This window comes from Pseudomonas sp. 2835 (assembly GCF_050435905.1).
GTDB lineage: Bacteria > Pseudomonadota > Gammaproteobacteria > Pseudomonadales > Pseudomonadaceae > Aquipseudomonas.
Genome location: NZ_JBNDLE010000003.1, coordinates 233042 through 259201 on the forward strand (window position 1 = coordinate 233042; position 26160 = coordinate 259201).

Annotated in this window: 22 protein-coding genes and 1 other RNA gene; 1 reads left to right on the forward strand and 22 read right to left on the reverse strand. The window is 62.7% G+C overall.

The genetic code is table 11. The features are described from left to right. Positions 1–83: 83 nt before the first annotated feature. The 4 genes from ABIE20_RS05235 to secA form a co-directional block, all read right to left on the reverse strand. The gene (locus ABIE20_RS05235; protein WP_429503378.1) at positions 84–1028 is read right to left on the reverse strand and encodes a Nudix family hydrolase; all 945 of its coding nucleotides are present in this window, start codon (positions 1026–1028) and stop codon (positions 84–86) included. Next, positions 1025–1657: a glutathione S-transferase gene (locus ABIE20_RS05240; protein ID WP_429503380.1), complete on the reverse strand. Its 633-nt coding sequence runs from the start codon at positions 1655–1657 to the stop codon at positions 1025–1027. The genes ABIE20_RS05235 and ABIE20_RS05240 overlap by 4 nt, the downstream gene beginning before the upstream one ends. Positions 1658–1740: 83 nt before the next feature. Continuing rightward, positions 1741–2958, reverse strand: coding sequence for a bifunctional glutamate N-acetyltransferase/amino-acid acetyltransferase ArgJ (argJ, locus tag ABIE20_RS05245; protein ID WP_429503382.1), 1218 nt, complete (start codon positions 2956–2958; stop codon positions 1741–1743). A 126-nt stretch (positions 2959–3084) separates the two neighbouring features. Continuing rightward, a complete protein-coding gene (secA, locus tag ABIE20_RS05250; RefSeq protein WP_429503384.1) occupies positions 3085–5817 on the reverse strand; it encodes a preprotein translocase subunit SecA in 2733 nt (910 codons plus the stop codon). 283 nt (positions 5818–6100) lie between these two features. Here secA and ABIE20_RS05255 point away from each other — a divergent pair, with 283 nt between their 5' ends. Next, a complete protein-coding gene (locus ABIE20_RS05255) occupies positions 6101–6568 on the forward strand; it encodes a DUF721 domain-containing protein (RefSeq protein WP_429503386.1) in 468 nt (155 codons plus the stop codon). Positions 6569–6706: 138 nt separating this feature from the next. Here ABIE20_RS05255 and lpxC read toward each other — a convergent pair whose 3' ends face one another. From lpxC to rsmI, 18 genes are all read right to left on the reverse strand, one after another. Then, positions 6707–7618, reverse strand: a complete 912-nt coding sequence (gene lpxC, locus ABIE20_RS05260) for a UDP-3-O-acyl-N-acetylglucosamine deacetylase (RefSeq protein ID WP_115085438.1) — start codon at positions 7616–7618, stop codon at positions 6707–6709. Between the two features lie 112 nt (positions 7619–7730). Beyond that, the gene (gene ftsZ / locus ABIE20_RS05265; RefSeq protein ID WP_045197340.1) at positions 7731–8918 is read right to left on the reverse strand and encodes a cell division protein FtsZ; all 1188 of its coding nucleotides are present in this window, start codon (positions 8916–8918) and stop codon (positions 7731–7733) included. Between the two features lie 56 nt (positions 8919–8974). Further along, a complete protein-coding gene (gene ftsA, locus ABIE20_RS05270; protein WP_010220793.1) occupies positions 8975–10234 on the reverse strand; it encodes a cell division protein FtsA in 1260 nt (419 codons plus the stop codon). Between the two features lie 15 nt (positions 10235–10249). Next, positions 10250–11119: a cell division protein FtsQ/DivIB gene (locus ABIE20_RS05275; protein WP_038998876.1), complete on the reverse strand. Its 870-nt coding sequence runs from the start codon at positions 11117–11119 to the stop codon at positions 10250–10252. A 4-nt stretch (positions 11120–11123) separates the two neighbouring features. After that, a complete protein-coding gene (locus ABIE20_RS05280; RefSeq protein ID WP_429503389.1) occupies positions 11124–12083 on the reverse strand; it encodes a D-alanine--D-alanine ligase in 960 nt (319 codons plus the stop codon). After that, on the reverse strand, positions 12080–13534 hold the full coding sequence (gene murC / locus ABIE20_RS05285) for a UDP-N-acetylmuramate--L-alanine ligase (protein ID WP_429503391.1): 1455 nt from the start codon (positions 13532–13534) through the stop codon (positions 12080–12082). The genes ABIE20_RS05280 and murC overlap by 4 nt, the downstream gene beginning before the upstream one ends. Then, complete coding sequence (gene murG, locus ABIE20_RS05290) at positions 13527–14606, reverse strand: undecaprenyldiphospho-muramoylpentapeptide beta-N-acetylglucosaminyltransferase (protein ID WP_429503393.1); 1080 nt, start codon at positions 14604–14606, stop codon at positions 13527–13529. Before murG ends, murC begins: the two co-directional genes overlap by 8 nt. Further along, positions 14596–15810 carry a putative lipid II flippase FtsW gene (gene ftsW / locus ABIE20_RS05295; protein WP_045197333.1) on the reverse strand — a complete coding sequence of 405 codons (1215 nt, stop codon included), beginning with the start codon at positions 15808–15810 and terminating at the stop codon, positions 14596–14598. Before ftsW ends, murG begins: the two co-directional genes overlap by 11 nt. Continuing rightward, complete coding sequence (gene murD / locus ABIE20_RS05300) at positions 15807–17153, reverse strand: UDP-N-acetylmuramoyl-L-alanine--D-glutamate ligase (RefSeq protein ID WP_429503395.1); 1347 nt, start codon at positions 17151–17153, stop codon at positions 15807–15809. The genes ftsW and murD overlap by 4 nt, the downstream gene beginning before the upstream one ends. A gap of 6 nt (positions 17154–17159) precedes the next feature. Further along, a complete protein-coding gene (gene mraY / locus ABIE20_RS05305) occupies positions 17160–18242 on the reverse strand; it encodes a phospho-N-acetylmuramoyl-pentapeptide-transferase (RefSeq protein WP_036996790.1) in 1083 nt (360 codons plus the stop codon). Continuing rightward, positions 18242–19612 (reverse strand): UDP-N-acetylmuramoyl-tripeptide--D-alanyl-D-alanine ligase, encoded by a 1371-nt coding sequence (locus ABIE20_RS05310; protein WP_429503398.1) that lies wholly within the window; start codon positions 19610–19612, stop codon positions 18242–18244. Before ABIE20_RS05310 ends, mraY begins: the two co-directional genes overlap by 1 nt. Continuing rightward, positions 19605–21068, reverse strand: coding sequence for a UDP-N-acetylmuramoyl-L-alanyl-D-glutamate--2,6-diaminopimelate ligase (locus tag ABIE20_RS05315; protein WP_429503400.1), 1464 nt, complete (start codon positions 21066–21068; stop codon positions 19605–19607). Before ABIE20_RS05315 ends, ABIE20_RS05310 begins: the two co-directional genes overlap by 8 nt. After that, the gene (locus ABIE20_RS05320) at positions 21068–22801 is read right to left on the reverse strand and encodes a peptidoglycan D,D-transpeptidase FtsI family protein (protein WP_429503689.1); all 1734 of its coding nucleotides are present in this window, start codon (positions 22799–22801) and stop codon (positions 21068–21070) included. The genes ABIE20_RS05315 and ABIE20_RS05320 overlap by 1 nt, the downstream gene beginning before the upstream one ends. Next, a complete protein-coding gene (gene ftsL, locus ABIE20_RS05325; protein ID WP_045197313.1) occupies positions 22801–23094 on the reverse strand; it encodes a cell division protein FtsL in 294 nt (97 codons plus the stop codon). Before ftsL ends, ABIE20_RS05320 begins: the two co-directional genes overlap by 1 nt. Further along, positions 23091–24038, reverse strand: a complete 948-nt coding sequence (gene rsmH, locus ABIE20_RS05330) for a 16S rRNA (cytosine(1402)-N(4))-methyltransferase RsmH (protein WP_404944435.1) — start codon at positions 24036–24038, stop codon at positions 23091–23093. Before rsmH ends, ftsL begins: the two co-directional genes overlap by 4 nt. Next, positions 24035–24490 (reverse strand): division/cell wall cluster transcriptional repressor MraZ, encoded by a 456-nt coding sequence (gene mraZ, locus ABIE20_RS05335; protein WP_010220775.1) that lies wholly within the window; start codon positions 24488–24490, stop codon positions 24035–24037. Before mraZ ends, rsmH begins: the two co-directional genes overlap by 4 nt. A gap of 309 nt (positions 24491–24799) precedes the next feature. Then, positions 24800–25159, reverse strand: an RNA gene (gene rnpB / locus ABIE20_RS05340) — RNase P RNA component class A. Between the two features lie 67 nt (positions 25160–25226). Continuing rightward, positions 25227–26102, reverse strand: a complete 876-nt coding sequence (gene rsmI / locus ABIE20_RS05345) for a 16S rRNA (cytidine(1402)-2'-O)-methyltransferase (RefSeq protein ID WP_429503403.1) — start codon at positions 26100–26102, stop codon at positions 25227–25229. Between the last annotated feature and the right edge of the window lie 58 nt (positions 26103–26160).

The following is a 26160-nucleotide window of genomic DNA, read 5'->3' on the forward strand; positions in this document are numbered from 1 at the left end:
CGGGTCAAGCCCGCTCCCACACGAACTGTATACATCTGTGGGAGCTGGCCTTGCCAGCGATGGGCTGCAACGCAGCCCTTTTTTCAGACCTCAGGCCAGAACGCGCGGATCCCTGCCACACCCTGAGCGCCATGCTGCCAGGCCTTTTCCTGCTCGGCAGCGCCGACGCCACCAAGCAGATACACCGGCTTGCTGAAGCCTTCGATCAACTGCTGCGCCTGCTCCCAGCCCAATGGCACGGCATCCGGATGGGTCTGGGTCGCCTGCACTGGCGACAGGGTGACGAAGTCCACGCCCATCTGCTCGGCCAACGCCAGTTCGTCAGCGTTATGACAAGACGCCGCCAACCAGCGCTCCCTGGGGAATGGCCGACCTTTGCTGGCGTACTTGCGCAGTTGCTCGGAGGTCAGGTGCCAACCGGCCGACGGGAAGTCGCCCAGCCATTCCAGCGGCCCCTTGAGCATCAACTGCGCCTTGCCCGCACACAGTCCGACCGCATCCACCGCCACGTCGCGGTACTTGGGGTCGTACATGTTCGGCGCGCGCAGTTGCACCAGCTTGATCCCGCCAGCAATGGCCTTCTGAATGCCACGCAGCATTTGCGGGACCTCCAGGCCTTCCGGCGTAATCAGGTATTGCCCCGGTAAACGCGCGGCGGCAACGATTGGCTGGTTGGCTTCAGGGAAGTCATAGTCCGGCAACTCCCGCACAGTCACCCAGGCCAGCGGCTGGCCTTCGGCGCCATGGGGTTCGCCGCTAAAGCCGTTAACTTCCCAGACATCCAGCAGCACCTGTTTGTCGGGGTAATCGTGCTTGACCTTGATCAGCGGCCGCGCAGAAGTGACGACAATGCCCAACTCCTCCTGCAGCTCACGACCGAGGGCCACCTCGACTGCTTCGCCGTCTTCGACCTTGCCACCGGGAAATTCCCACAGGCCGCCCTGGTGCTGGCTGTCAGCGCGGCGGGCAATCAGGATGCGTCCGTCGGTGCCGCGGATGACCGCGGCGGCTACATGCACACGTTTCACCCTTCACGCTCCGCCAGGCCAGCTTGTTGCCAGGCCTGGAAGGCTGGCCACTGGTAGATGGTCTCGATATAGGCCGCCGCTTCTGCCGGCACTTCAACCCGGTAGGTGCGCAGGCGCACAGCAATCGGGGCAAAGAAGGCATCGGCCAGGCTCGGGCTGCCGAACAGGTACGGACCTGCCTCTTTGGCTGCCAGGCGGCATTCGGACCACAGCGCGACGATGCGGTCGATGTCGACCTGCACGTCCAGCGGCACGCTTTCCAGCGCTGCATCTCGGGACAGATCGAACGGCATATTGCCGCGCAGGGCGAAAAAGCCGCTGTGCATCTGCGCGCAGGCCGAACGGGCCTGGGCACGGGCGCCGACGTCGGTGGGCCAGAGGTTGGCTTGAGGATGACGCTCGGCCAGGTACTCGGCGATCGCCAGGGAGTCGGCGATCACCCCGTGCTCGCTCTTGAGCAGCGGCACCTTGGCGGTGGGCGAATGCTCGAGCAGGCGCTGGCGGGTGTCGGCCTGGTTGAGTTTGATCAGGGTTTCATCGTAGGAAGCACCGGCCAGCTCAAGGGCCAGGGCGGCGCGCAGCGACCAGGAGGAGTACAGCTTGTCGCCGATGATCAGGTGGTAGCTCATGGTTCGGCTCCATCAGGGGCTTTTCGCGGCTCAAGCCCGCTCCCACAGTGGCTTTGTGGGAGCGGGCTTGACCCGCGATGAGGTTAGGTACGGTATTCGGCGTTGATTTTCACGTACTCGTGGGACAGGTCGGTGGTCCAGATGGTTTCGCTGCACTGGCCACGGCCCAGCTCGATACGGATGGTGATCTCTTCACGGGCCATGACTGCCGAGCCCTGGGCTTCGGTGTAGCTGGCGCTGCGGCCACCCTGGCTGGCGATGCAGACGTCACCCAGGTAGACGTCGATCAGTCTGACGTCCAGGTCCGGCACACCGGCACGGCCGACAGCAGCAAGGATGCGCCCCCAGTTCGGATCGGAGGCGAACAGAGCGGTCTTGATCAGCGGCGAGTGGGCTACGGCGTAACCGACGTCCAGGCATTCCTGGTGGTTGCCGCCGCCATTGACTTCAACCGTCACGAACTTGGTTGCGCCCTCGCCGTCACGGACGATGGCCTGGGCCACTTCCATGCACACTTCAAAGACCGCCTTTTTCAGCGCTTCGAACAGCGGGCCGCTGGCTTCGCTGACTTCGGCGACGTCAGCCTTGCCAGTGGCAATCAGCATGCAGCAGTCGTTGGTCGAAGTGTCACCGTCGATGGTGATGCGGTTGAACGACTTGTTGGCGCCGTCGAGAATCAGGTCCTTGAGCACCGCCGGGGCCACCTTGGCGTCGGTAGCGATATAACCGAGCATGGTCGCCATGTTCGGGCGAATCATGCCCGCGCCCTTGCTGATGCCAGTGACGGTGATGGTCACGCCGTCATGCTGGAACTGGCGGCTGGCGCCTTTTGGCAGGGTGTCGGTGGTCATGATGCCGGTAGCGGCAGCGGCCCAGTTGTTTTCCGAAAGGTCATCCAGGGCTGCCTGCAGGGCGCCTTCGATCTTCTCGACCGGCAGCGGCTCGCCGATCACGCCGGTGGAGAATGGCAGCACGGCACTGGCATCGACGCCAGTCAGCTCGGCCAGCTTGGCGCAGGTACGTTCGGCCGCAGCCAGGCCCGGCGCGCCGGTGCCGGCGTTGGCGTTACCGGTGTTGGTCAGCAGGTAGCGCACGGTGCCCTGCACGCGCTGCTTGGCGAGGATCACCGGCGCTGCGCAGAAGGCGTTCAGGGTGAACACGCCGGCGACGCTGGAGCCTTCGGCGCAGCGCATCACCACCACGTCCTTGCGCCCGGGGCGCTTGATGCCCGCAGAGGCAATGCCGAGTTCGAAACCTGGAACCGGGTGCAACGTTGGCAAAGGACCAAGACCAACAGCCATGAAAGCGCTCCTAGAAAAAATGCACCGGTTAGAGATTACCGGCGCTTGAGATGGAACAACGCCGCGACGGTCAAGACCAGTCGCGGCGCGGTGTTCAGTTGTCAGCGGGGTGCAACGACGGGGTGATCAGTCGATCTTGCCGTGGCACTGCTTGAACTTCTTGCCCGAACCGCACCAGCATGGCTCGTTGCGGCCCAGCTTCTGCTCGTTGCGCACCGGCGCGGCGGCCACGGCAACGTCAGCACCCTCTTCCTGCGGTTCAGCGTCCAGGCCCGGGGCCTCGGCGTGCTGGAACTGCATGCGCGCGGCCAGTTCTTCGGCTTCGCGGCGCAGACGGGCTTCTTCCTCGACCGGGTCTTCACGGCGAACCTGAACGTGCGAGAGCACGCGGATGGTGTCGCGCTTGATCGAATCGAGCAGTTCCTGGAACAGGTTGAAGGACTCGCGCTTGTACTCCTGCTTCGGGTTCTTCTGCGCATAGCCGCGCAGGTGGATACCGTGGCGCAGATGGTCCATGGTCGACAGGTGGTCTTTCCACAGGTCGTCGAGCACACGCAGCAGGATCTGCTTCTCGAAGGTGCGCAGGGCTTCGGCGCTGGCCTGCTCTTCCTTCTCGTTGTAGGCCGCCAGCAGCTCGGTCAGGAGCTTGGCACGCAGGGTTTCTTCGTACAGGTGGTCGTCTTCGTCGAGCCATTGCTGGATCGGCAGCTTGACCCCAAAATCGCTGGCCAGGGCCGCTTCCAGGCCGGCCACGTCCCACTGCTCGGGCAGCGATTGCGGCGGGATGTGCTGGGCAACGGTGGCGTCGAGCACTTCCTGACGGAAGTCGGCGATGGTGTCGCCAATGTTGTCAGCTGCCAGCAGGCTGTTACGCATGTGGTAGATAACTTTACGCTGTTCGTTGGCGACGTCGTCGAATTCGAGCAGTTGCTTGCGAATGTCGAAGTTGCGGCCTTCGACCTTGCGCTGGGCTTTTTCGATGGCGTTGGTGACCATGCGGTGCTCGATGGCCTCGCCAGACTGCATGCCCAGCGCCTTCATGAAGTTCTTCACCCGGTCAGAGGCGAAGATACGCATCAGGCTGTCTTCCAGCGACAGGTAGAAGCGGCTCGAGCCCGGGTCGCCCTGACGGCCGGAACGGCCACGCAGCTGGTTGTCGATACGGCGCGACTCGTGACGCTCGGAAGCGATCACATGCAGGCCACCGGACTCGATCACCTGCTGGTGACGCTTCTGCCAGTCGGCCTTGATCTGCGCGACCTGCTCTGGAGTCGGGTTGTCCATGGCGGCGACTTCGACTTCCCAGTTACCGCCCAGGAGGATGTCGGTACCGCGACCGGCCATGTTGGTGGCGATGGTCAGTGCGCCCGGACGACCGGCCTGGGCAATGATCTCGGCTTCTTTTTCGTGGTACTTGGCGTTGAGAACCTTGTGATCGATGCCTTCCTTCTGCAGCAGGTTGGACATGTGCTCGGAGGTTTCGATGGTCGCCGTACCCACCAGAACCGGACGGCCCTGGGTCATGCTTTCCTTGATGTCGGCGATGATCGCCTGGTACTTCTCGTCGGCGGTCAGGTAGACCAGGTCGTTGAAGTCCTTACGGGCCAACGGCTTGTTCGGCGGGATCACCATGACGTTGAGGCCGTAGATCGACTGGAACTCGAACGCTTCGGTGTCAGCGGTACCGGTCATGCCGGACAGCTTGTTGTACAGGCGGAAGTAGTTCTGGAAGGTGGTCGAGGCCAGGGTCTGGCTCTCGGCCTGGATGTTCAGGTTCTCTTTCGCTTCAATTGCCTGGTGCAGGCCTTCGGACAGACGGCGACCCGGCATGGTACGGCCGGTGTGTTCGTCGATCAGCAGGATCTGGCCTTCCTGGACGATGTACTCGATGTTGCGATGGAACAGCTTGTGCGCGCGCAGGCCGGCGTAGACGTGGGTCAGCAGGCCCAGGTTGTGCGCCGAGTAGAGGCTCTCGCCCTCGGCCAGCAGGCCGACCTGGGTGAGCATCTCTTCGATGAACTGGTGACCGGCCTCGTTGAGTTCAACCTGACGGCTCTTCTCGTCGATGCTGTAGTGGCCTTCCTGGGTAACCTGGCCCTCGACTTCCTCGATGTGCTGCTTGAGGCGCGGGATCAGCTTGTTGATCTCGATATACAGCTTGGAGCTGTCTTCGGCCTGGCCGGAGATGATCAGCGGGGTACGGGCTTCGTCGATGAGGATGGAGTCGACTTCGTCGATCACGGCGAAATTCAGCTCGCGCTGGAATTTCTCTTCCATGCTGAAGGCCATGTTGTCGCGCAGGTAGTCGAAACCGAATTCGTTGTTGGTGCCGTAGGTGATGTCGGCAGCATAGGCGATGCGCTTCTCTTCCGGCGGCTGGAACGGTGTGACGACACCGACGGTCAGGCCGAGGAATTCGTACAGTGGACGCATCCAGTTGGCGTCGCGGCGGGCCAGGTAGTCGTTCACCGTGACCACGTGCACGCCTTTACCCGACAGGGCATTGAGGTACACGCCCAGGGTTGCGACCAAGGTCTTGCCTTCACCGGTACGCATTTCTGCGATCATGCCTTCGTGCAAGGTCATGCCGCCGATCAGCTGTACATCGAAGTGACGCATGCCCATGACCCGCTTGCCCGCTTCACGGGCGACCGCAAAGGCTTCAGGCAACAGCTGGTCGAGGGTCTCGCCTTTGGCCAGGCGCTCTTTGAACTCTGCGGTCTTGGCGCGCAGCTGCTCATCCGAGAGGGCCAACATCTGCTCTTCGAAGGCATTGACGATCTGTACCGTCTTGAGCATGCGTTTTACTTCACGCTCGTTCTTGCTTCCAAAAAGTTTTTTTAACAAAGGCGCAAACATATCGACAGGATCTTCCACACGTAGGGATGGAGGGCGGCCCCGTGAGTCGCCCGTGCAGCCCTTATGGCCGCATGCGAACGAGCATTCTACCCGGAAACGATGGTGAGGAAAGTGGCGGATTTCCACGATGCTGGCACAGCGCTTTGACGGGGCTTGGTTAAAGTAAGGCCTTTTTCGCCAACTTCAACCCATTGCAACATGAAGTTTTACCCTCGCAGCCCAAACAAGGCCTGGCCCGGGCGATCTGCTAAGATGGCAGCTCTGTAACTTCAGGTGTCCCTTCATGGCTTTTCGCCCCTCGCCAGCCCGCGCTCCCGCTGTCCTTCTGCGCGAAGCCCGGCCGCTCAAAGCCCTGTTCAGCCAGGCCCAACGCCTGGCGCAACTGCAGAAGCTGCTCGACAGCCAGCTGCAACCGGCGGCCCGCGAACATTGCCACCTCGCCTCCTGGCGCGAGGGCACGCTGCTGTTGATCGTCACCGACGGCCACTGGGCCACCCGCCTGCGTTACCAGCAAAAACGCCTGCAACGCCAGTTGCAGACCCTCGAGGCGTTCGCCAGCCTGACCCGGATTGTGTTCAAGGTGCAGCCACCGACCACCCAGAGCCGGGCGGTCGGGCACACTGCCGACCTGTCGAGCCGGGCGGCCGAGAGCATTCAGGCGACGGCTGAAGGCATCAGCGATCCGAAGCTGCGGGCGGCGCTGGAGCGGCTGGCCAGCCATGCGCGGGATAAGGATTGCGCGGACGGCTGATAATCCGCCCATAAGGCTGCTATGCAGCCCATCGCCGGCAAGGCCGGCTCCCACAGGTACTGCGCCCCGCAAAAAGCCAGGCATAAAAAAGGCCACCCGAAGGTGGCCCAAAAAAACTAAAGAAGAGAGTGTTCGTACTTACACTGCCGCAACCGGACGCATGTAAGAGATCGGTGCCGTGCTGGCATCTTCGAAAGTCACCACTTCCCAAGCGTCTTTTTCCTCGATCAGCTTGCGCAGCAGCTGGTTGTTCAGCGCGTGTCCGGACTTGTAGCCCTTGAACTCGCCGATCAGGCTGTTGCCCAGCAGGTAGAGGTCGCCGATGGCGTCGAGGATCTTGTGCTTGACGAATTCGTCTTCGTAGCGAAGACCGTCTTCGTTGAGCACGCCGTCCTTGTCGACCACGATGGCGTTTTCCACACTGCCACCGAGTGCGAGGTTGTTCTTGCGCAGGTACTCGATGTCACTCATGAACCCGAAGGTACGGGCGCGGCTGACTTCCTTCACGAACGAGGTGCTGGAAAAGTCCACGCTGGCACTTTGAGTCCGGTTGTGAAACACCGGGTGATCGAAATCGATCTCGAAACTCACCTTGAACCCGTCGAATGGCAGGAAAGTAGCGCGCTTGTCGCCGTCTTCCACTGTCACTTCGCGCAGGATGCGGATGAACTTCTTGGCTGCGTCCTGTTCTTCCAGGCCGGCAGATTGAATCAGGAATACAAAGGGCCCAGCGCTACCGTCCATGATCGGCACTTCGGACGCGGAGAGCTCGACGTAGGCGTTATCGATGCCCAGGCCAGCCATGGCCGAGAGCAAGTGCTCAACCGTGTCTACCTTGGTATCGCCATTGACCAGTGTCGTCGACATGGTGGTCTCGCCGACGTTGGCCGCGCGGGCGGGAATTTCCACCACGGGGTCGAGGTCGGCACGGCGAAATACGATGCCGGTATCCACAGGTGCAGGTTTGAGGGTCAGGTAAACCTTTTCCCCGGAGTGCAGGCCGACACCTGTGGCACGGATAATATTCTTCAGGGTGCGTTGTTTAATCATGGCATTGGCCGCTTCAGCGCAAATTGCGAACTGGTATCAACAAAGGCTGAGGATAATACCAGACCCGGCCTTTGCTGAACACCAATCACCCTTATACCCCTGATAAATTTCATTAATCGGCCTGACGACGCAGGAATGCCGGGATGTCCAGGTAGTCCAGATCGTCTTGCGGATTAAGTTTTGCAGCAGCGGCAGCACCGGCGTGAGCCTGGTTGCGCATCACGGTCGGACGCTCCAGGTCACGGTAGTTCACCGACGACTCGTTGCGTACAGGTGCCGGTGCCGGGGTTTGGGCCGCAGCGGTCTGCATGGTGTTGTCGATAACCTTGACCGGCTTCTCGATTTTCGCACCCAGGCCAGTGGCAACCACGGTAACGTGCAGCTCGTCGCGCATGTCCGGATCGATAACGGTACCGACCTTGACCATGGCGTGATCGGAAGCGAAGGCTTCGATGATGCTACCGACGTCCGAGTACTCACCCAGCGACAGGTCAGGACCTGCGGTGATGTTCACCAGGATGCCGCGAGCGCCCTGCAGGTTGACGTCTTCGAGCAGCGGGTTGCGGATGGCTGCCTCGGTCGCTTCACGTGCACGGTTAGGACCGCTGGCGCAGCCGGTACCCATCATGGCCATGCCCATCTCGCTCATCACGGTACGCACGTCGGCGAAGTCGACGTTGATCATGCCCGGACGCTTGATGATGTCGGAGATACCGCGAACGGCACCGGCCAGTACGTCGTCAGCCTTGGCAAATGCCGACAGCAGGCTGGCGTCCTTGCCGAGGATGGTCAGCAGCTTCTCGTTGGGAATGGTGATCAGCGAGTCGACGCTGTCAGCCAGTGCACGGATGCCCTCGTCGGCAATCTGCATGCGCTTGCGGCCTTCGAACGGGAACGGCCGGGTAACCACGGCAACGGTGAGGATGCCCAGCTCCTTGGCCACTTCGGCGATGATTGGCGCCGCACCGGTACCGGTACCGCCGCCCATGCCGGTGGTGATGAACACCATGTTGGTGCCTTGCAGCACTTCGGCGATGCGCTCACGGTCTTCCAGCGCGGCCTGACGGCCGACTTCCGGATTGGCACCAGCACCCAGGCCCTTGGTCACACCGGTACCCAGTTGCAGGATGGTGCGCGCGCCGATGTTTTTCAGCGCTTGAGCATCGGTGTTGGCGCAGATGAATTCGACGCCTTCGATGTTGCTCTTGACCATGTGATTGACGGCGTTGCCACCGCCGCCACCGACGCCGATCACTTTGATGACCGGACTTTGCGGGACGTTGTCTACGAGCTCGAACATTTTCCCTCTCCTTACAGTTCTCTAGTTTTTGCGCCTACTACTACTGCTTTGAAACTTTAAAAGTTGCCCTGGACCCAGCGTTTGAAGCGTTCGAACGCTGGAGCCTTCGGTTCATCGCCATAGCCGTTGTTGCTGCTGCTGATACCGGTCAGGGTCAAGCCGTCGGACTGCTTCTGCAGACCGTAGGTCAGAAGGCCCACACCGGTGGAATAAATCGGGTTGCGCACCACATCGCTAAGGCCGCGAACACTGTGCGGCACGCCCAGGCGTACCGGCATGTGGAAGATTTCCTCGGCAAGTTCTACCGCGCCTTCCATTTTCGAGGTACCGCCGGTCAGGACGATGCCCGCCGGTACCAGGTCTTCGTAACCGCTGCGACGCAGTTCGGCCTGGATCAGGGTGAAGAGCTCGTCGTAACGCGGCTCGACCACTTCGGCCAGGGCCTGGCGCGACAGTTCGCGCGGCGGACGGTCGCCGACGCTCGGCACCTTGATGGTTTCACCGGCGCCGGCCAGCTTGGCCAGGGCGCAGGCGTAACGGATCTTGATCTCTTCGGCATACTGGGTCGGGGTACGCAGGGCCATGGCGATGTCGTTGGTCACCTGGTCGCCGGCAATCGGGATCACCGCGGTGTGACGGATCGCACCTTCGGTGAAGATGGCGATATCGGTGGTACCGCCACCGATGTCGACCAGGCACACGCCCAGCTCTTTCTCGTCATCGGTCAGCACCGAGTAGGCCGAGGCCAGTTGCTCAAGAATGATGTCGTCGATTTCCAGGCCGCAGCGGCGCACGCACTTTTCGATGTTCTGCGCGGCATTGACGGCGCAGGTCACCACGTGGACCTTGGCTTCCAGACGCACGCCGGACATGCCCAGCGGCTCGCGCACGCCTTCCTGGTTGTCGATCACGTAGTCCTGCGGCAGGGTGTGCAGGACCCGCTGGTCGGCAGGGATGGCCACGGCCTGGGCGGCGTCGAGCACGCGCTCAAGGTCGGCGGCGCTGACTTCACGGTCGCGGATGGCGACGATGCCGTGGGAGTTCAGGCTGCGGATGTGATTGCCGGCAACACCGACGAACGCCGAGTGAATCCGGCAGCCAGCCATCAGCTGGGCCTCTTCGACCGCGCGCTGGATCGACTGCACGGTGGACTCGATATTGACCACCACGCCCTTCTTCAGCCCGCGCGATGGGTGGGTGCCGATGCCGACGATTTCCAGGGTGCCGTCGGCGGCGACTTCGCCCACCAGTGCCACAACCTTGGAGGTGCCGATATCCAGCCCGACGATCATTTTGCCGCTATGCGCATTTGCCATGGGTCCTGCCTCTCTCTAATTCTTCGCAACGGCGGGTTGGGCCGTCGTCGGTGCATTCGGTTCCCGCCAGCCAACAGCCAGGCCATTGGCATAACGCAGATCGATGCGGGCGATGTTCGTGATCTGTTCTTTGAGTGTCTTGTCGTAAATGGCAATGAAGCGGCGCATCTTTTCCACCAGATGATCGCGTCCCAGCAGCAGTTCGATACCTGGCCCGGCGCTACCGGCACCGGTGGTCAGGAACCAGCTGCCGCGCTCGCGCAACTCCAGCCGGGCAATCGAAAAGCCCATCGGCCGCAACATCTGGCTCAGGACCTGATATTGCTGCATTACTTTTTGCTGCGCCCGCTGCGGCCCGAACAGCTGCGGCAGGTGCTCGTAGTTGGCCAGTTCGCGCGGGGTAAAGGCCTGGCCCTGGTTGTTGAGCAAGGCTTCGTCACCCCAGCGCGCGACTGGCAACTGTTCTTCCAGGCGGATCACCACTTCATCCGGCCACACCCTGCGCACTTCGGCGTGGGCGATCCAGGGCATCTGCTCCAGTTCCGCACGCATGCTTGCCAGGTCGACGGTGAAGAAGCTAGCCGCCACGTATGGCGCGATCCGCTGCTGCACCGCCTGCTGGCTGATGTAGCTGAGGTCGCCCTGTACGGCGATCTTGGTGATCGGCCGGTCGGCGTACGGCATCAGGCGCTGGGCACCTTCGTAGGCGCCAAAGCCGGCAACGACCAGCAACACCGGCCACAGCAGGCGTTTGAACACACTGAAGTTGGCCTTGGGCAGGCGCGCCGACAGTGGCTCCTTTGCCACCATCCGGCTGGCACCACGCGGCACCGGCTTGTTACGGCCGGGGGCGGGCTGCTGATGACGTAACATCGCGCCTTGCATGGGCTTAACCTCGCGCCTCGACGCTTGCCGCCAGGATCGCCAGCACCAACTGCTGGAAGTCCAGGCCGGCCGCGCGTGCCGCCATCGGGACCAGGCTGTGATCAGTCATGCCTGGTGCGGTGTTGACCTCGAGCAGCCAGAAACGCCCCTGCTCGTCCTGCATCACGTCCAGGCGGCCCCAGCCAGCGATGCCGATGGCGTCGCAAGCACGGGCAGTCAGGTCGATCAGCTCTTGTTCCTTGGCCGCGTCCAGGCCGCACGGGATGCGGTACTGGGTATCGTTGGCAATGTACTTGGCGTCGTAGTCGTAGAAGGTGTGCGGGGTGCCCAGGGCGATCGGTGGCAACACCTGGCCACGCAGGGTCGCGACGGTGAACTCCGGACCGTGAATCCATTGCTCGACCAACACTTGCGAATCGTAGGTAGCGGCGTCCTTCCAGGCGGCGATCAATTCGTCGACACCGTGCACTTTCGCCATACCGATACTGGAACCTTCATGGGCCGGTTTGACGATCAAAGGGAAGCCCAGTTCCGCACCTGCAGAAATACAGTCGGCTTCGCTGCTCAGCACGGCGTGACGCGGGGTCGGAATCCCCAGGCTGTGCCAGACCTGTTTGGTCCGCAGCTTGTCCATGGCCAGCGCCGACGCGAGGATGCCGCTGCCGGTGTAAGGGATGCCCAGGCACTCCAGCAGGCCCTGCATGCTGCCGTCTTCACCGCCACGGCCGTGGAGGATGATGAAGGCGCGATCGATCTTCTCGCTCAGCAGGCGCTGCAGCAGATCGTCACCGACGTCAATGGCGACCACGTCGACACCAGCGCTGGTCAGCGCCTGGATGACCGCAGCGCCGGATTTCAGCGAAACCTCGCGCTCGGCGCTCTTGCCGCCGTAAAGCACGGCAACGCGGCCGAAGGCTTTCGGATCGAGGGTCGAGTGCAAAGTGGCGTATGTGTTATCAGTCATTTCGACTTCCCCTGACTGGCAACAGCACCAGCGAACAACGGACTCTTGAGTAATTGCGGGGCCAGGCCACCGATGTCACCGGCGCCCTGGCACAGCAGGATGTCGCCGGCGCGCAGCAGCGGCTTGACCAGCGGCGCCAGCTCGATGCCGCGCTCGATGTAGATCGGGTCGAGCTGGCCGCGCTGGCGGATGCTGTGGCACAGCTGACGGCTGTCGGCACCGGGAATCGGCTCTTCGCCGGCCGGATAGACTTCCATCAGCAGCAGTACGTTGGCGTCGGCCAGGACCTGGACGAAATCGTCGTAGAGGTCGCGGGTGCGGCTGTAACGGTGCGGCTGGTACACCATCACCAGGCGCCGCTCAGGCCAGCCACCGCGCACGGCCTTGATCACCGCCGCGACTTCGGTCGGGTGGTGGCCGTAGTCGTCGACCAGCATCACGCTGCCGCCCTCTACCGGCAGTTCGCCGTAGACCTGGAAGCGCCGCCCTACCCCCTGGAACCCCGAAAGGCCCTGGACGATGGCTTCATCGCTGATGCCCTCGTCGGTGGCAATGGCGATGGTCGCCAGGGCATTGAGCACGTTGTGGTTGCCCGGCATGTTGACCGATACATCCAGCGGCTCGCGATCGCGGCGCAGTACGGTGAAGTGGGTCTGCATGCCCGACTGGCGGACATTGATCGCGCGCACGTCGGCTTCTTCGCTGAAGCCATAGGTGACCGCCGGCCGCTTGACCTGCGGCAGGATCTCGCGCACCACCGGATCGTCCAGGCACATCACCGCCAGCCCGTAGAACGGCAGGTTGTGGAGGAACTCGACGAAGGTTTTCTTCAGTTTGTTGAAGTCGCCTTCGTAGGTCGCCATATGGTCGGCGTCGATGTTGGTGACCACGGCCACCAGCGGCTGCAGGTGCAGGAAGCTGGCGTCGCTTTCATCGGCTTCGGCGATCAGGTAGCGGCTGGTGCCGAGCTGCGCATTGGTGCCGGCTGCATTGAGGCGGCCACCGATGACGAAGGTCGGGTCCAGGCCTCCGGCGGCGAACACCGAGGCCAGCAGGCTGGTAGTGGTGGTCTTGCCATGGGTACCGGCAACGGCGATGCCGTGGCGGTAGCGCATCAGCTCGGCGAGCATCTCGGCCCGCGGCACCACCGGAATGCGCCGCTCAAGGGCGGTGGCGACTTCCGGGTTGGCGGTGTTGATGGCGCTCGAGACCACCAGCACATCGGCGCTGGCGGCGTTCTCGGCACGGTGACCGATGAAGATCTGCGCACCGAAGGATTCCAGACGCTCTGTGACCGGCGAGGTCTTGAGGTCGGAGCCCGACACCTGGTAACCCAGGTTCAGCAGCACTTCGGCAATACCGCACATGCCCACGCCGCCGATACCGACGAAGTGGATGCGACGGATACGGCGCATTTCCGGTTGTGGAATGGCTTTCTGACTTTCAACCATGGGCCACCTCCAGACAGATATCGACCACGGTGCGGGTGGCAGCGGGCTTGGCCAGGCGCCGGGCAGTGGCGGCCATGGTGGTGAGTTTTTCCGGTTGCATCAGCACCTCGTTCAGGCGTTCAGCGAGTTGCGCTGCGCCAGTTGTCGCTTGTGGCATCAGGAAGGCTGCACCTTCCCGGGCCAGATAATGGGCGTTGTGGGTCTGGTGGTCGTCGATGGCATGGGGCAAGGGCACCAGCATCGAGGGCAAGCCGGCCGCAGCCAGCTCGCTGACAGTCAGCGCACCCGCGCGGCAGACCACCAGATCAGCCCAGCCATAGGCATGGGCCATGTCCTTGATGAACGGCTCTACCTGAGCCTCGACACCCGCCTGACGATAACGCTCGGCGGTAATCTGGTCGTGCTGCTTGCCAGCCTGGTGGAAAACCTCGGGACGAATCTCCTGAGGCACCTGGGCCAGGGCCTGGGGCAGCAGCTTGTTCAGCGGTTCGGCACCCAAGCTTCCGCCGAGTACCAGCAAGCGAGGCCTGCGCGCGCCCAGGGGCTCGCGCAGGGTTTCCATGAACAGTTCGCTGCGCACCGGGTTACCGGTGGTGCGCAGTTTGTCCGACGCCGCGAAGGTGTCGGGGAAAGCTTCGCAGACTCGGCCAGCCAAGGGCACCAGCAGCCGATTGGCGGTACCGGCGCGGGCGTTCTGCTCGTGAATCACCACCGGCACGCCGCAGAGCCTGGCGGCAACACCACCAGGGCCGGTCACGTAACCGCCGAAGCCGACCACGCAGACCGGCTTGATCTGGCGGATGATCCGCCGCGCCTGCAGCACGGCCTTGACCAGGGTGAACGGCGCCTTGAGCAACGACAGCTTGCTCTTGCCACGCAAGCCTGTGACCTGGATCAGGTGCAATTGCAGGCCTGCCTGGGGCACCAGCTCGTTCTCGATACCACGGGGGGTGCCCAGCCAGTGCACGCTGAAGCCGCGTGCCTTGAATTCACGGGCGCAGGCCAGCGCCGGGAACACGTGGCCCCCGGTGCCGCCGGCCATGATCAATACGTTCTTGCCGTTAGCGGCCATGATTCGGCTCCTCGGCAAAATCGCTTTCATCGAATTCGTGTTCTTCACTGCCCAGGTGCGTACGGCTCTCCCACTCGATCCGCAGCAGCAAGCCGACGCAGGCACAGCAGATCACCAGGGAGCTACCGCCGTAGCTGAGGAACGGCAGGGTCAGGCCCTTGGTCGGCAGCAGGCCGACGTTCACGCCGATGTTGATCAGGAACTGGCCGATCCACAGGAAGGCCAGGCCGAAGGCCATGTAGGCGGCAAAGAACTGCTTGGCTTTCTCAGCCCACAGGCCGATGTACAGCGCGCGCACGGTGACGAACACAAACAGCGCCACGGTGACCAGCGAGCCGACCACGCCCAGTTCTTCGGCAAGTACCGAGAAGACGAAGTCGGTGTGCGCTTCGGGCAGGTAGAACTGCTTCTGCACACTGTTGCCCAGGCCGACACCCAGCCACTCGCCGCGACCGAAGGCGATCAGCGCCTGGGTCAGCTGGTAGCCGGAGCCGAACTGATCCGACCAAGGGTCGGTAAAGGTGATCAAACGTGCCATTCGGTAGGGCTGGGCCTGGACCAGGATGAACACCGCCGCCACCGCCAGCACCACCATCAGACTGAAGCGGAACAGGCCGACGCCACCGAGGAACAGCATCGCTGCCGCCGCGCCCATCATGACTACCGTGGCACCGAAGTCCGGCTCCATCAGCAGCAGGCCGGCCATTGGCAGCAGCACGATGAACGGCTTGAAGAAGCCCATCCAGCTTTCGCGCACTTCCTGCTGGCGACGCACCAGGTAACCGGCCAGGTAAATGACCACGAAGACCTTGGCGATTTCCGAGGGCTGGACGTTGAAGAAGCTGAAACCGATCCAGCGCATCGAGCCGTTCACTTCGCGGCCGATGCCCGGCACCAATACCAGTACCAGCAGGCCGAAGGCGCCGACCAGCATGGTGAAGCCCATCTTCTGCCAGGTGGCGATCGGCACCATCATGGTGACGATGCAGGCAAAGACGCCGATGGCCACGTACACCAGGTGGCGGAACATGTGATACAGCGGGTTGCCCGACTGCGCCGCGGCCACTTCCGAGGACGCCGAGGTGATCATCACCAGGCCGAGGCCGAGCAGCGCCAGGCAACCGGCGAGCATGGCGAAATCGAGGTCGATGCCGCGACCGCTGATCAGCGGTGAAGGATAAGGCTTGATGATGCCGAAGATCATGCCAGCCCTCCTGCGGCCTGGGCGAACAGGCGCCCACGCTCTTCGAAGTTCTTGAACATGTCCAGGCTCGCGCAGGCCGGCGACAACAGCACAGCATCGCCAGGCTGGGCCAGTTCGGCGCATTGCTGCACCGCTTCATCAAGGGTTTTCACCCGGATCAGCGGCACGCTGTCGCCCAGGGCTTGCGCCAGGCGCTCGGCATCACGGCCCAGCAACACCACGGCGCGGCAGTTGGCCGCCACCGGTGCACGCAGGGCGCTGAAGTCGGCGCCTTTGCCATCACCACCGGCGACCAGCACCAGCTTGCCGTCGATGTCGGCGCCCAGGCCTTCGATCGCCGCCAGGGCAGCGCCGACGTTGGTCGCCTTGGAATCGTCGTACCAGTTCACGCCGTTGCGCTCGCGAATCCACTGGCAACGGTGGGCGAGGCCTGCGAAGGTGCGCAGGCTGGAGAGCATGGCATCCATCGGCAGGCCGACAGCGTGGCCCAGAGCCAGGGCTGCCAGGGCGTTGGACTGATTGTGCGCGCCGCGAATCTTCAGCTCGCGCACCGGCATCAGGTTCTGGAATTCAAAGGCCAGATATTTCTCGCCGTTTTCTTCACGCAGGCCAAAGGCCTTGAAGTCGGGCGTGTTCAGACCAAAGGTCCATACCGGCTGGCCTTCAGACAACAGAGGCCGGCTCAGCGCGTCCTGGCGGTTGACCACCACCTGGCGCGCACCACGGAAGATCCGGTGCTTGGCCAGGTGATAGGCCGGAAGCCCGCTGTAGCGGTCCATGTGGTCTTCGCTGACGTTGAGCACGGTGGCCACTTCGGCATTGAGCTGGTCGGTGGTTTCCAGCTGGAAGCTCGACAGTTCCATCACGTACAGCTCGACGTCGTCGCTGAGCAAATCCAGCGCCGGAGTACCAAGATTGCCGCCAACCGCCACACGTTTGCCTGCCGCAGCGGCCATTTCGCCAACCAGGGTGGTGACAGTGCTTTTCGCGTTGGAACCGCTGATGGCAATGATCGGCGCCTTGGCGTTGCGGGCGAACAGTTCGATGTCGCCCGACAGCTTCACGCCACGGGCCGCAGCCTGTTGCAGGGCCGGAGTGGCCAGGGCCAGGCCGGGGCTGACATACAGCTCGTCGGCACGGCAGAGAAACTCTACGTCCAGCTCGCCACAGCGCACTTCCACCTGCGGAAAATCACGGCGCAGGGTGTCCAGTTCCGGCGGGTTGTCACGGGTGTCGGCAACCGCAAAGGCAATACCCCGGTTCGCCAGGAAGCGAACCAGGGACATGCCGCTCTTGCCGAGGCCGACAACGATGCGGAAGTGGTCAGAAGCGATCAAGGACACGCGTTTCTACCTCAGTTTCAGGGTGGCAAGGCCGATCAGCACCAGAATCACGGTGATAATCCAGAAGCGGACGATCACCCGAGGCTCGGGCCAACCCTTGAGTTCAAAGTGGTGGTGAATCGGCGCCATGCGAAACACGCGCTTGCCGGTCAACTTGAAGGAGGCCACCTGGATCACCACCGACAGGGTCTCCATGACGAACACACCACCCATGATGAACAGGACGATTTCCTGGCGCACGATCACGGCGATGGTGCCCAGCGCGGCGCCCAGTGCCAGGGCACCGACGTCGCCCATGAACACCTGGGCCGGATAGGTGTTGAACCACAAAAAGCCCAGGCCGGCACCGATCAGCGCGCCGCAGAACACGATCAATTCACCTGCGCCCGGTACGTAAGGGATCAGCAGGTATTCGGCGAATTTCACGTTACCCGACAGGTAGCAGAAGATGCCCAGGGCGCCGCCAACCATTACCGTCGGCATGATCGCCAGGCCGTCGAGGCCGTCGGTGAGGTTCACCGCGTTGCTGGAGCCAACGATGACGAAGTAGGTCAGGACCACGAAACCGATGCCCAAGGGGATGGTGACATCCTTGAGCATCGGCACGATCAGGGTGGTTTCGACGCTGGTCGGCGCGGTCATGTAGAGGAAGATCGCCGCGCCCAGGCCGAACACCGACTGCCAGAAATACTTCCAGCGGCTCGGCAGGCCGCGCGAGTTTTTCTCGATCACCTTGCGGTAGTCATCGACCCAGCCAATGGCGCCGAACAGCAGGGTGACAATCAGCACCACCCAGACATAACGGTTGGTCAGGTCGGCCCACAGCAGGGTGCTGATGCCGATGGCAGACAGAATCAGTGCGCCACCCATGGTCGGGGTGCCGGATTTGGACAGGTGCGATTGCGGGCCGTCGTTACGAACGGCTTGACCGATCTGGCGAATCTGCAGGGTACGGATCATCCATGGGCCCAGCCACAGGGCCAGCGACAACGCGGTCAGTACACCCAGAATCCCGCGCAGGGACAGGTACTGAAAGACCGCGAAGCCTTTGTAGAACTGTTGCAGATACTCAGCCAGCAGCAGCAGCATTAATGTTTCTCCCCGCTGGAACCGCACAAAGCCGCCACGACGTTCTCCATCGCAGCGCTGCGCGAACCCTTGATCAAAATAGTGGTGTTGGTGGCCTGCTCGGCGGCGCGAACGGCGTCGATCAGGTCAGCTTGATTAGCGAAATGTTGGGCATTGGTGCCGAACGCTGCTACCGCATGGGCCATGTTGGTGCCCACCGCATAGAGTGCCGATACCTTGTCTTTGGCGTACTCGCCTACCTGCCGATGCCCTTCCTCAGCCCACTGGCCCAATTCGCCGATATCTCCGAGCACCAGGACGGTGCGACCGGAAAAGCCGGCGAGTATATCAACGGCAGCGCACATGGAGGTGGGGTTTGCGTTGTAAGTATCATCAATCACCCGCACACCGTTGGGCGCCATATGCACCACAGTGCGGCCCTTGACCGGTTGCACGGCATTGAGGCCCTGGACGATCCCGTCCAGCGTCAGACCAAAGGCATGGGCGGCAGCGGCAGCGGCCAGTGCGTTGGCCACGTTGTGGGCGCCCAGCAAATTGAGCTGAACCCGCGCCACGCCCAGCGGGCTGTGCAGGTCGAACGACGGGCAACCGCGCGGGTCATGGGCAATGCTGCCGGCGTGGAAATCAGCACCGGCGTTGTTCAGGGCGAAGGTCAGCACCCGGCGATTGCCGGCGCGCTTTTTCCAGATGGCGAAGGCCTTGTCATCAAGGTTCAATACGGCCACGCCATCCTGACCCAGACCCTCGAGGATCTCGCCCTTGGCTTCGACAATCTTCTCTGGCCCGCCGAACTCGCCGACATGAGCGGTTCCGGCATTGTTGATCAACGCGACCTGCGGCTTGGTCAGGCCGACGGTGTAGGCGATTTCGCCGATGCGCGAGGCGCCCAGTTCAATCACCGCCGCGGTGTGTTCCGGGGCCAGTTCGAGCAGGGTCAGCGGTGCGCCAAAATCGTTGTTGAGGTTGCCACGGGTGGCCAGCACCGGGCCACGGGTGCGCAGGATGCTGGCAAGCATCTCCTTGACCGTGGTCTTGCCGCTGGAGCCGGTAATGGCGGCGACCGGCTTGTCGAAAGCTGCGCGGTTCAGCGCGCCGAGCTGGCCCAGGGCCAGACGGGTATCGGCAACCACCAGTTGCGGCAGTCTGCTGCCGGGCACTTCACGCTGCACCAGGGCGGCGACCGCGCCTTTGGCAGCAACGTCGTTCAAGTAATCGTGACCGTCAAAGCGCGGCCCGGCCAGGGCAACAAACAGTTGCCCGGCATTGATTGCACGGCTGTCGATGCTGACGCCATTGAAGGTTGCGTCCTGGCCCTGCAAGAGGCCGTTGAGCGGCGCGGTCAGCTGGCTGAGGGACAATGGCTTAAGCATGGGGGGCCTCCCACACGGCGAGGGCCTTCTCGGCTTCAACCAGATCGGAAAAGTCGTGGCGCTCGCCGTTGATTTCCTGATAGTCCTCATGCCCTTTGCCGGCCAGGACGATGACATCGTCAACGCCAGCGCTGGCAATCAACTGGGCGATGGCGGCACCGCGGCCGGCAATGAATTCGACCGCATGGGCCTGGGCAAACCCCGGGCGGATGTCGGCGAAGATCTGTTGCGGGTCTTCAGTGCGCGGATTGTCGTCGGTGACCAGCACGCGGTCAGCCAGGCGCTCGGCAACTTCGGCCATCAGCGGCCGCTTGCCGCGATCGCGATCGCCGCCGCAACCGAACAGGCACAGCAACTGGCCCTTGGCATGCGGGCGCAGCGCTTGCAGGACCTGCTCCAGCGCGTCGGGGGTATGCGCGTAATCGACCACCACCAGCGGCTTGCTGCCGCCGCCAAGGCGCTGCATGCGCCCAACCGGGCCTTCCAGCGCCGGGGTGACCTTGAGAATTTCGTCCAGCGGGTAATCCAGCGCCAGCAAGGTGCCGACTGCCGCAAGCATATTGCTCAGGTTGAAGCGCCCGAGCAGCCGGCTGCGCAGCGAGTGCTCGCCCTGGGCAGTGACGATCACAGCGCGCACGCCATCATCATCGAAGTGCGCTTCACGGCAGTACAGCGAAGCGGCCGGGTCCTTGAGGCTGTAGCTGACCAGGCGCGACTCGCCTTGCTCGGCCGCCAGGCGCCGACCGAAGTCGTCATCGAGGTTAACCACCCGGCAACGCAGGTTCGGCCAGGCGAACAGGCGCGCCTTGGCCTCTTCGTAAGCCTGCATGCTGCCGTGGTAATCAAGGTGATCACGGGACAGGTTGGTCATCACCGCAATATCGAATGCCAGGGCAGCGACCCGGCCCTGGTCCAGGGCATGGGAAGACACTTCCATCGCCACGGCCTTGGCCCCGGCCTTCCTCAAATCGTTGAGGGTCGCCTGCACGGCGATCGGGTCCGGCGTGGTCAGGCGGCCGCTTTGCAGGGCGCCATAAAAGCCGGTACCGAGGGTGCCGATCAGGCCGCAGTGCTGACCGAGCTGGTCCAGCGCCTGGGCTACCAGCTGGGTGACGCTGGTCTTGCCGTTGGTGCCGGTGACGCCGACCAGGTCGAGCAGGCGACTCGGCTCGCCGTAGAAACGCCCGGCGATGTCCGACAGTTGCGCAGCCAGGCCCTTGACCGGAATCAGCGGCACTTCGGTGATCGGCAGCACGGTGGCGCCTTCGGCCTCATACGCTACTGCAGCCGCGCCGCGCTTGAGCGCATCAGCAATGTGTTCACGGCCATCCATGCGCGTACCCGGCACCGCCAGGAACAGGTCCCCCGGGCGCACATTACGGCTATCCAGGGTCAGCTCGCGGATCGACGGATCGCGGCTGGCCTGGGTAAAAAGCTTGCTCAATGGCATTGTCATTAACCGCGTCCTCCCTTGACCGGTGCAGCGTTGACTTGCTGCGGTGGTGTTGCCGGCGGCAGGTTGTCCGGCGGAATGTTCATCAGACGCAAGGTGCCGGACATGACTTTGCTGAATACCGGTGCCGATACCAGGCCGCCGAAGTAGCCGCCCTTGCTCGGCTCATCGATGACCACGACCACGGCATAACGCGGGTCGCTCATCGGCCCGAAGCCGGCGAACAGCGAACGGTACGAGTTCTCGGTGTAGCCCTTGGAGCCAATGGTGGCTTTGCGCGCGGTACCCGACTTGCCACCCACGTGGTAGAACGGCACCTGGGCGCGGAACACCCCGCGCGGCGCTTCGATGACCTGCTGGACCATGCCCTGGATGGTCTCGGCGACTTCCTTGGGCACTACCTGGGTGGACTCCGGCGCTTTGTCGACCTTGAGGATGCTCAGCGGCACCATCTTGCCGTCGTTGGCCAGCGCAGCGTAGGCATGTACCAGCTGTAGCGCGGTCACCGACAGGCCGTAGCCATAGGACAGGGTCGCGGTTTCAGCCTTGCGCCACTCGCGGTGGTTGGGCAGGTTGCCGACGCGCTCGCCCGGGAAGCCCAGGCCGGTGTACTGGCCCAGGCCCAACTGCGACATCACCCGGTAAATCGATTCGCCACCGATGTCGAAGGCAATCTTGCTCATGCCGACGTTACTGGAGTTGATCAGAATGCCGGTCAGGTCGAGGACCGGACCTTCACTGCGCGATACGTCACGAATGGTATAGCGGCCCAGCTGCAGGGTACCCGGGTATACCTCGACCTTGTCGGTCGGCTTCCAGCGCCCGCTTTGCAGGGCGGCGCTCATGGACAGCGGCTTGACCGTCGAACCCGGCTCGAACACGTCGATGATCGCCCGGTTACGCATGGCCGCAGGGAACATGCTGCGACGGTTGTTGGGGTTGTAGGTCGGCTGGTTGACCATGGCCAGCACTTCGCCGGTCTTGACGTCGAGGATTACCAGGCTACCGGCCTTGGCTTCCTGTTCGGCAATGGCATTGCGCAGCTCGCGGGTGGCCAGGTATTGCAGGCGCAGGTCGATCGACAACGCCAAGGTCTTTCCGGCCTTGGCGTTTTTGGTTACCTGGATGTCCTTGATCAGCCGGCCGCGCCGGTCCTTGATCACCTGCCGCTTGCCGGGCACGCCGGCCAGCCACTCATCGTAGGCCAGCTCCACGCCTTCGCGGCCGTGGTCGTCGAGGTCGGTAAAGCCGACCATGTGCGCGGCAACATCGCCGGCCGGGTAGAAGCGGCGAAATTCCTCGATGCCATAGACACCGGGGACTTTAAGATCGAGCACCACCTGGCCCTGCTCCGGGGTCAGGCCGCGGACCAGGTAGATGAATTCCTTGCTGGCCTGCTGTTCCAGGCGCGCCGCCAGTTGCTGCGGGTTTTGCTTGAGCGCGGCAGCCAGGGCCGGCCAGCGGTCCTTGGCAGCCTGCATTTCTTTCGGGTTGGCCCACAGGGTGGTCACCGGGGTACTGACGGCCAGAGGCTCGCCGTTACGGTCGGTGATCAGCCCGCGGTGCGCAGGAATAGGAATATGGCGCAGGCTGCGGGCATCGCCCTGGCCCTTGAGGAAGTCGCGGTCGACTACCTGCAGGTCGATGATGCGCCAGGCAATCGCGCCGACCATCAGTGCCAGCAGAGCGATGACCACACGGAACCGCCAGGGGTAGAGTGCGCCTTCAAGTTTCATCATGGCGCCACCATCCGTACTTCGTCAGCCGCCGGAATACGCATTTTCAGCTGTTCGCTGGCAAGGTTTTCGATGCGGCTGTGGGCAGTCCAGGTGCTCTGCTCGAGAATCAGCCGGCCCCACTCGGCCTGGGCCTTGTCGCGCTCGCTGAGTTCGCCGTACAGGGTGTTGAGCAACTGGCGATTCCAGTGTGCGCTGTAGGACACCGCCACCGAAGAAACGAGCACGCCAATGAACAGCAGAAGCATCAGGAAGCTTCCGCCTGGCAAAGGCTTGGCAAACAAGCGGCTCACCGCAGCTTCTCGGCGACGCGCATGACCGCGCTACGCGAACGAGGGTTGGCCTTGAGCTCGGCTTCGGAAGCGAACTGGGCCTTGCCGTGGACTTTGATCTTCGGCTCGAAGTGCTTGTGCTGGACCGGCAGGTTGCGCGGCAGGTTGTCGGCCTCGCCCTTGACCAGCTTGCGCATGAACAGTTTGACGATGCGGTCTTCCAGGGAGTGGAAGCTGATCACTACCAGGCGCCCGCCGACTTCCAGCGCTTCGAGCGCAGCCTCAAGGCCGGCCTCAAGATCACCGAGTTCGTTGTTGACGTGAATGCGCAGGCCCTGGAAGGCACGGGTAGCCGGGTTCTTGCCCTTTTCCCAGGCCGGGTTGGCGACCTTGAGTACTTCGGCAAGGTCAGCGGTACGGGTAAACGGGGTTTCTTCGCGGCGCAGCACCACGGCACGGGCCATACGCTTGGCGAAACGCTCTTCGCCGTATTCCTTGAACACCCGGGCGATTTCTTCTTCAGGCGCGGTGGCGATGAACTCGGCAGCGCTGACGCCACGGGTCGGGTCCATGCGCATGTCCAGCGGGCCGTCGTTGAGAAAGCTGAAGCCGCGCTCAGGGTCGTCCAGCTGTGGCGACGACACGCCCAGATCGAGCAGGATGCCGCTGACCTTGCCGGCCAGGCCGCGCTCGGCGACTTCGGCGCCCAGCTCGGCAAAACTGCGCTGCACAATGACAAAGCGGCCGTCTTCGGCCGCCAGCGCTTGCCCGGTGGCAATCGCTTGAGGATCTTTGTCAAAACCCAGCAGCCGGCCCTGCGGCCCGAGCTTGCTGAGGATCAAGCGGCTATGCCCGCCGCGCCCGAAGGTGCCATCCAGATAGCAGCCATCGGCGCGTACGGCGAGAGCCTCGACGGCTTCGTCAAGCAGTACGGTGATGTGGTTAAAGCCGCTATCTATAGTCACAGGATCAAATCACGCAGTTCATCAGGCATGGCGCCCGGTTGTTGGATAGCTGCAAGGTCGGCTGCCGAAACTGCGTTCCAGGCATCCTCGTCCCACAGCTGAAATTTGTTCAGTTGCCCCACCAGCATTGCTTTCTTGTCGAGCTTGGCGTACTCGCGCAAACGCGGCGGCACCAGGAAACGCCCACTGCCATCAAGCTCCAGATCCACCGCATTGCCGATCAGCAGACGCTGCAGGCGACGGTTCTCTTCACGCAATGACGGCAAGGCGCGCAACTTGGCCTCAATCAGCTCCCACTCATCGAGCGGGTACACACACAAGCAGGGATCAACCGCATCGATGGTCACGATCAACTGCCCGGAACTACGCGAATCGAGCTCGTCACGGTACCGGCTCGGCATTGCGAGACGGCCCTTTGCGTCGAGGTTGATGGCGTTGGCTCCGCGGAACACGGCTGCGATTCCCCACAATGTTAGCGTTTTTGTGTCAGAAAACCCACTTCATGCCACTTTCTGCCACTTGCGCACACTATAGGAATCCGCCTACCACACCGTCAAGGCACGCTTATAAGGAAATCCCTTACAGATCGGAGATTTAGCGCGCACAGAGAAGATAGAAGGACAATTCGGAAGGGATTTTGACAAAAAAACTCAAACCCACTCAGACGGATAGAGTGCGAAGTTAAAGTAATTTATTAAGAGTAAGATTTTTTCGGTATTACCAGGACACATCTGCTATCGATTCAAGCAGGAGGGGAAGAGGTGGAGAGTCGATCTGTAAGCCGGGTTCTGTCGAGGACAGTCATTCCTCTACGACGGCCATCACTGGACGCCTTTAGCAACCTACCCGGTTCCAACGCGGGCCGCGCCATATGGAACCCTATTTGGTCTTGCTCCGAGTGGGGTTTACCTAGCCATGAACTGTTGCCAGTCATGCGGTGCGCTCTTACCGCACCTTTTCACCCTTACCGGCACCGAAGTGCTTAGGCGGTTATTTTCTGTGGCACTTTCCGTAGGCTCGCGCCCCCCAGGCATTACCTGGCACTCTGCCCTATGGAGCCCGGACTTTCCTCCCCCCTCTATTGCGGAACAATAGAAGGCAGCGACTGTCCAATCGACTCTCCGCTGCAAAGGTTAACGGTAGCGGGCGCCAAGAACAAGCGATAAAACCAATAGTAGCACTATAACATCAGTGGGCTTTCTGTTTTTCCAGCGCCACCTGGTACAGCAGGTTCTTGCGCACCCCGGTGATTTCCGCCGCCAGCGCTGCAGCGCGCTTGAGCGGCATCTCCGCCAGCAGCAGGTCGAGAATGCGCATCGCCTCGCTGCTGACCGCCTGCTCGTCTTCCGGCGCGGTATAGCCCGCCACCAGCACCACGCATTCGCCACGCTGCTGATTGCTGTCGGCCTCGACGAAGGCACGCAGTTCAGCCAGCGGCAAGCCCTTGAGGGTCTCGAAAGTTTTGGTCAGCTCGCGGGCCAGCAGCGCCGGGCGCTCGCCACCGAATACCTCTTCCATGTCCTGCAGGCACTCGAGAATCCGGTGCGGTGCTTCGTAGAAGATCAGCGTGCGTGGCTCTTCCTTTACCTGACTCAGGCGTGCGCGACGCCCTACAGCCTTGGCTGGCAGGAAGCCTTCGAAGATGAAGCGGTCCGACGGCAGGCCGGCAGCCGACAGCGCCGCAATCAGGGCGCAGGCACCGGGCACCGGCACCACTGCAATACCCGCGGCACGGGCCTGGCGCACCAGGTGGTAGCCCGGATCGGAAATCAGTGGCGTGCCGGCATCGGAAATCAGCGCGACGTTGTCGCCAGCCAGCAAACGGGCGAGAAAGCGGCTGCCTTCATCACGCTCGTTGTGCTCGTGGCAGGCAGCCAGCGGGGTGTTGATGCCAAAGTGCTGCATCAGACGAATGGAGTGACGGGTGTCCTCGGCGGCGATCAGCGCCACGTCACCGAGCACTTTCAGTGCCCGGGCACTCATGTCATCCAGGTTGCCGATCGGTGTGGCCACCACGTAAAGCGTGCCCGAAGTGGATTGGGAAGCCCCTGGAACATCAGTCACTGCACACACCTGTCATCATGATCAAAGCGCCATTGTAGCCCGAGAGTCGGCAACATTG

Bases quoted from the DNA above. Each gene is read 5' to 3' on its own strand.
- ABIE20_RS05240 (WP_429503380.1), bottom strand. From the start codon at position 1,657: ATGAGCTACCACCTGATCATCGGCGACAAGCTGTACTCCTCCTGGTCG.
- argJ (WP_429503382.1), bottom strand. From the start codon at position 2,958: ATGGCTGTTGGTCTTGGTCCTTTGCCAACGTTGCACCCGGTTCCAGGT.
- secA (WP_429503384.1), bottom strand. From the start codon at position 5,817: ATGTTTGCGCCTTTGTTAAAAAAACTTTTTGGAAGCAAGAACGAGCGT.
- ABIE20_RS05255 (WP_429503386.1), top strand. From the start codon at position 6,101: ATGGCTTTTCGCCCCTCGCCAGCCCGCGCTCCCGCTGTCCTTCTGCGC.
- lpxC (WP_115085438.1), bottom strand. From the start codon at position 7,618: ATGATTAAACAACGCACCCTGAAGAATATTATCCGTGCCACAGGTGTC.
- ftsZ (WP_045197340.1), bottom strand. From the start codon at position 8,918: ATGTTCGAGCTCGTAGACAACGTCCCGCAAAGTCCGGTCATCAAAGTG.
- ftsA (WP_010220793.1), bottom strand. From the start codon at position 10,234: ATGGCAAATGCGCATAGCGGCAAAATGATCGTCGGGCTGGATATCGGC.
- ABIE20_RS05275 (WP_038998876.1), bottom strand. From the start codon at position 11,119: ATGCAAGGCGCGATGTTACGTCATCAGCAGCCCGCCCCCGGCCGTAAC.
- ABIE20_RS05280 (WP_429503389.1), bottom strand. From the start codon at position 12,083: ATGACTGATAACACATACGCCACTTTGCACTCGACCCTCGATCCGAAA.
- murC (WP_429503391.1), bottom strand. From the start codon at position 13,534: ATGGTTGAAAGTCAGAAAGCCATTCCACAACCGGAAATGCGCCGTATC.
- murG (WP_429503393.1), bottom strand. From the start codon at position 14,606: ATGGCCGCTAACGGCAAGAACGTATTGATCATGGCCGGCGGCACCGGG.
- ftsW (WP_045197333.1), bottom strand. From the start codon at position 15,810: ATGATCTTCGGCATCATCAAGCCTTATCCTTCACCGCTGATCAGCGGT.
- mraY (WP_036996790.1), bottom strand. From the start codon at position 18,242: ATGCTGCTGCTGCTGGCTGAGTATCTGCAACAGTTCTACAAAGGCTTC.
- ABIE20_RS05310 (WP_429503398.1), bottom strand. From the start codon at position 19,612: ATGCTTAAGCCATTGTCCCTCAGCCAGCTGACCGCGCCGCTCAACGGC.
- ABIE20_RS05315 (WP_429503400.1), bottom strand. From the start codon at position 21,068: ATGACAATGCCATTGAGCAAGCTTTTTACCCAGGCCAGCCGCGATCCG.
- ABIE20_RS05320 (WP_429503689.1), bottom strand. From the start codon at position 22,801: ATGAAACTTGAAGGCGCACTCTACCCCTGGCGGTTCCGTGTGGTCATC.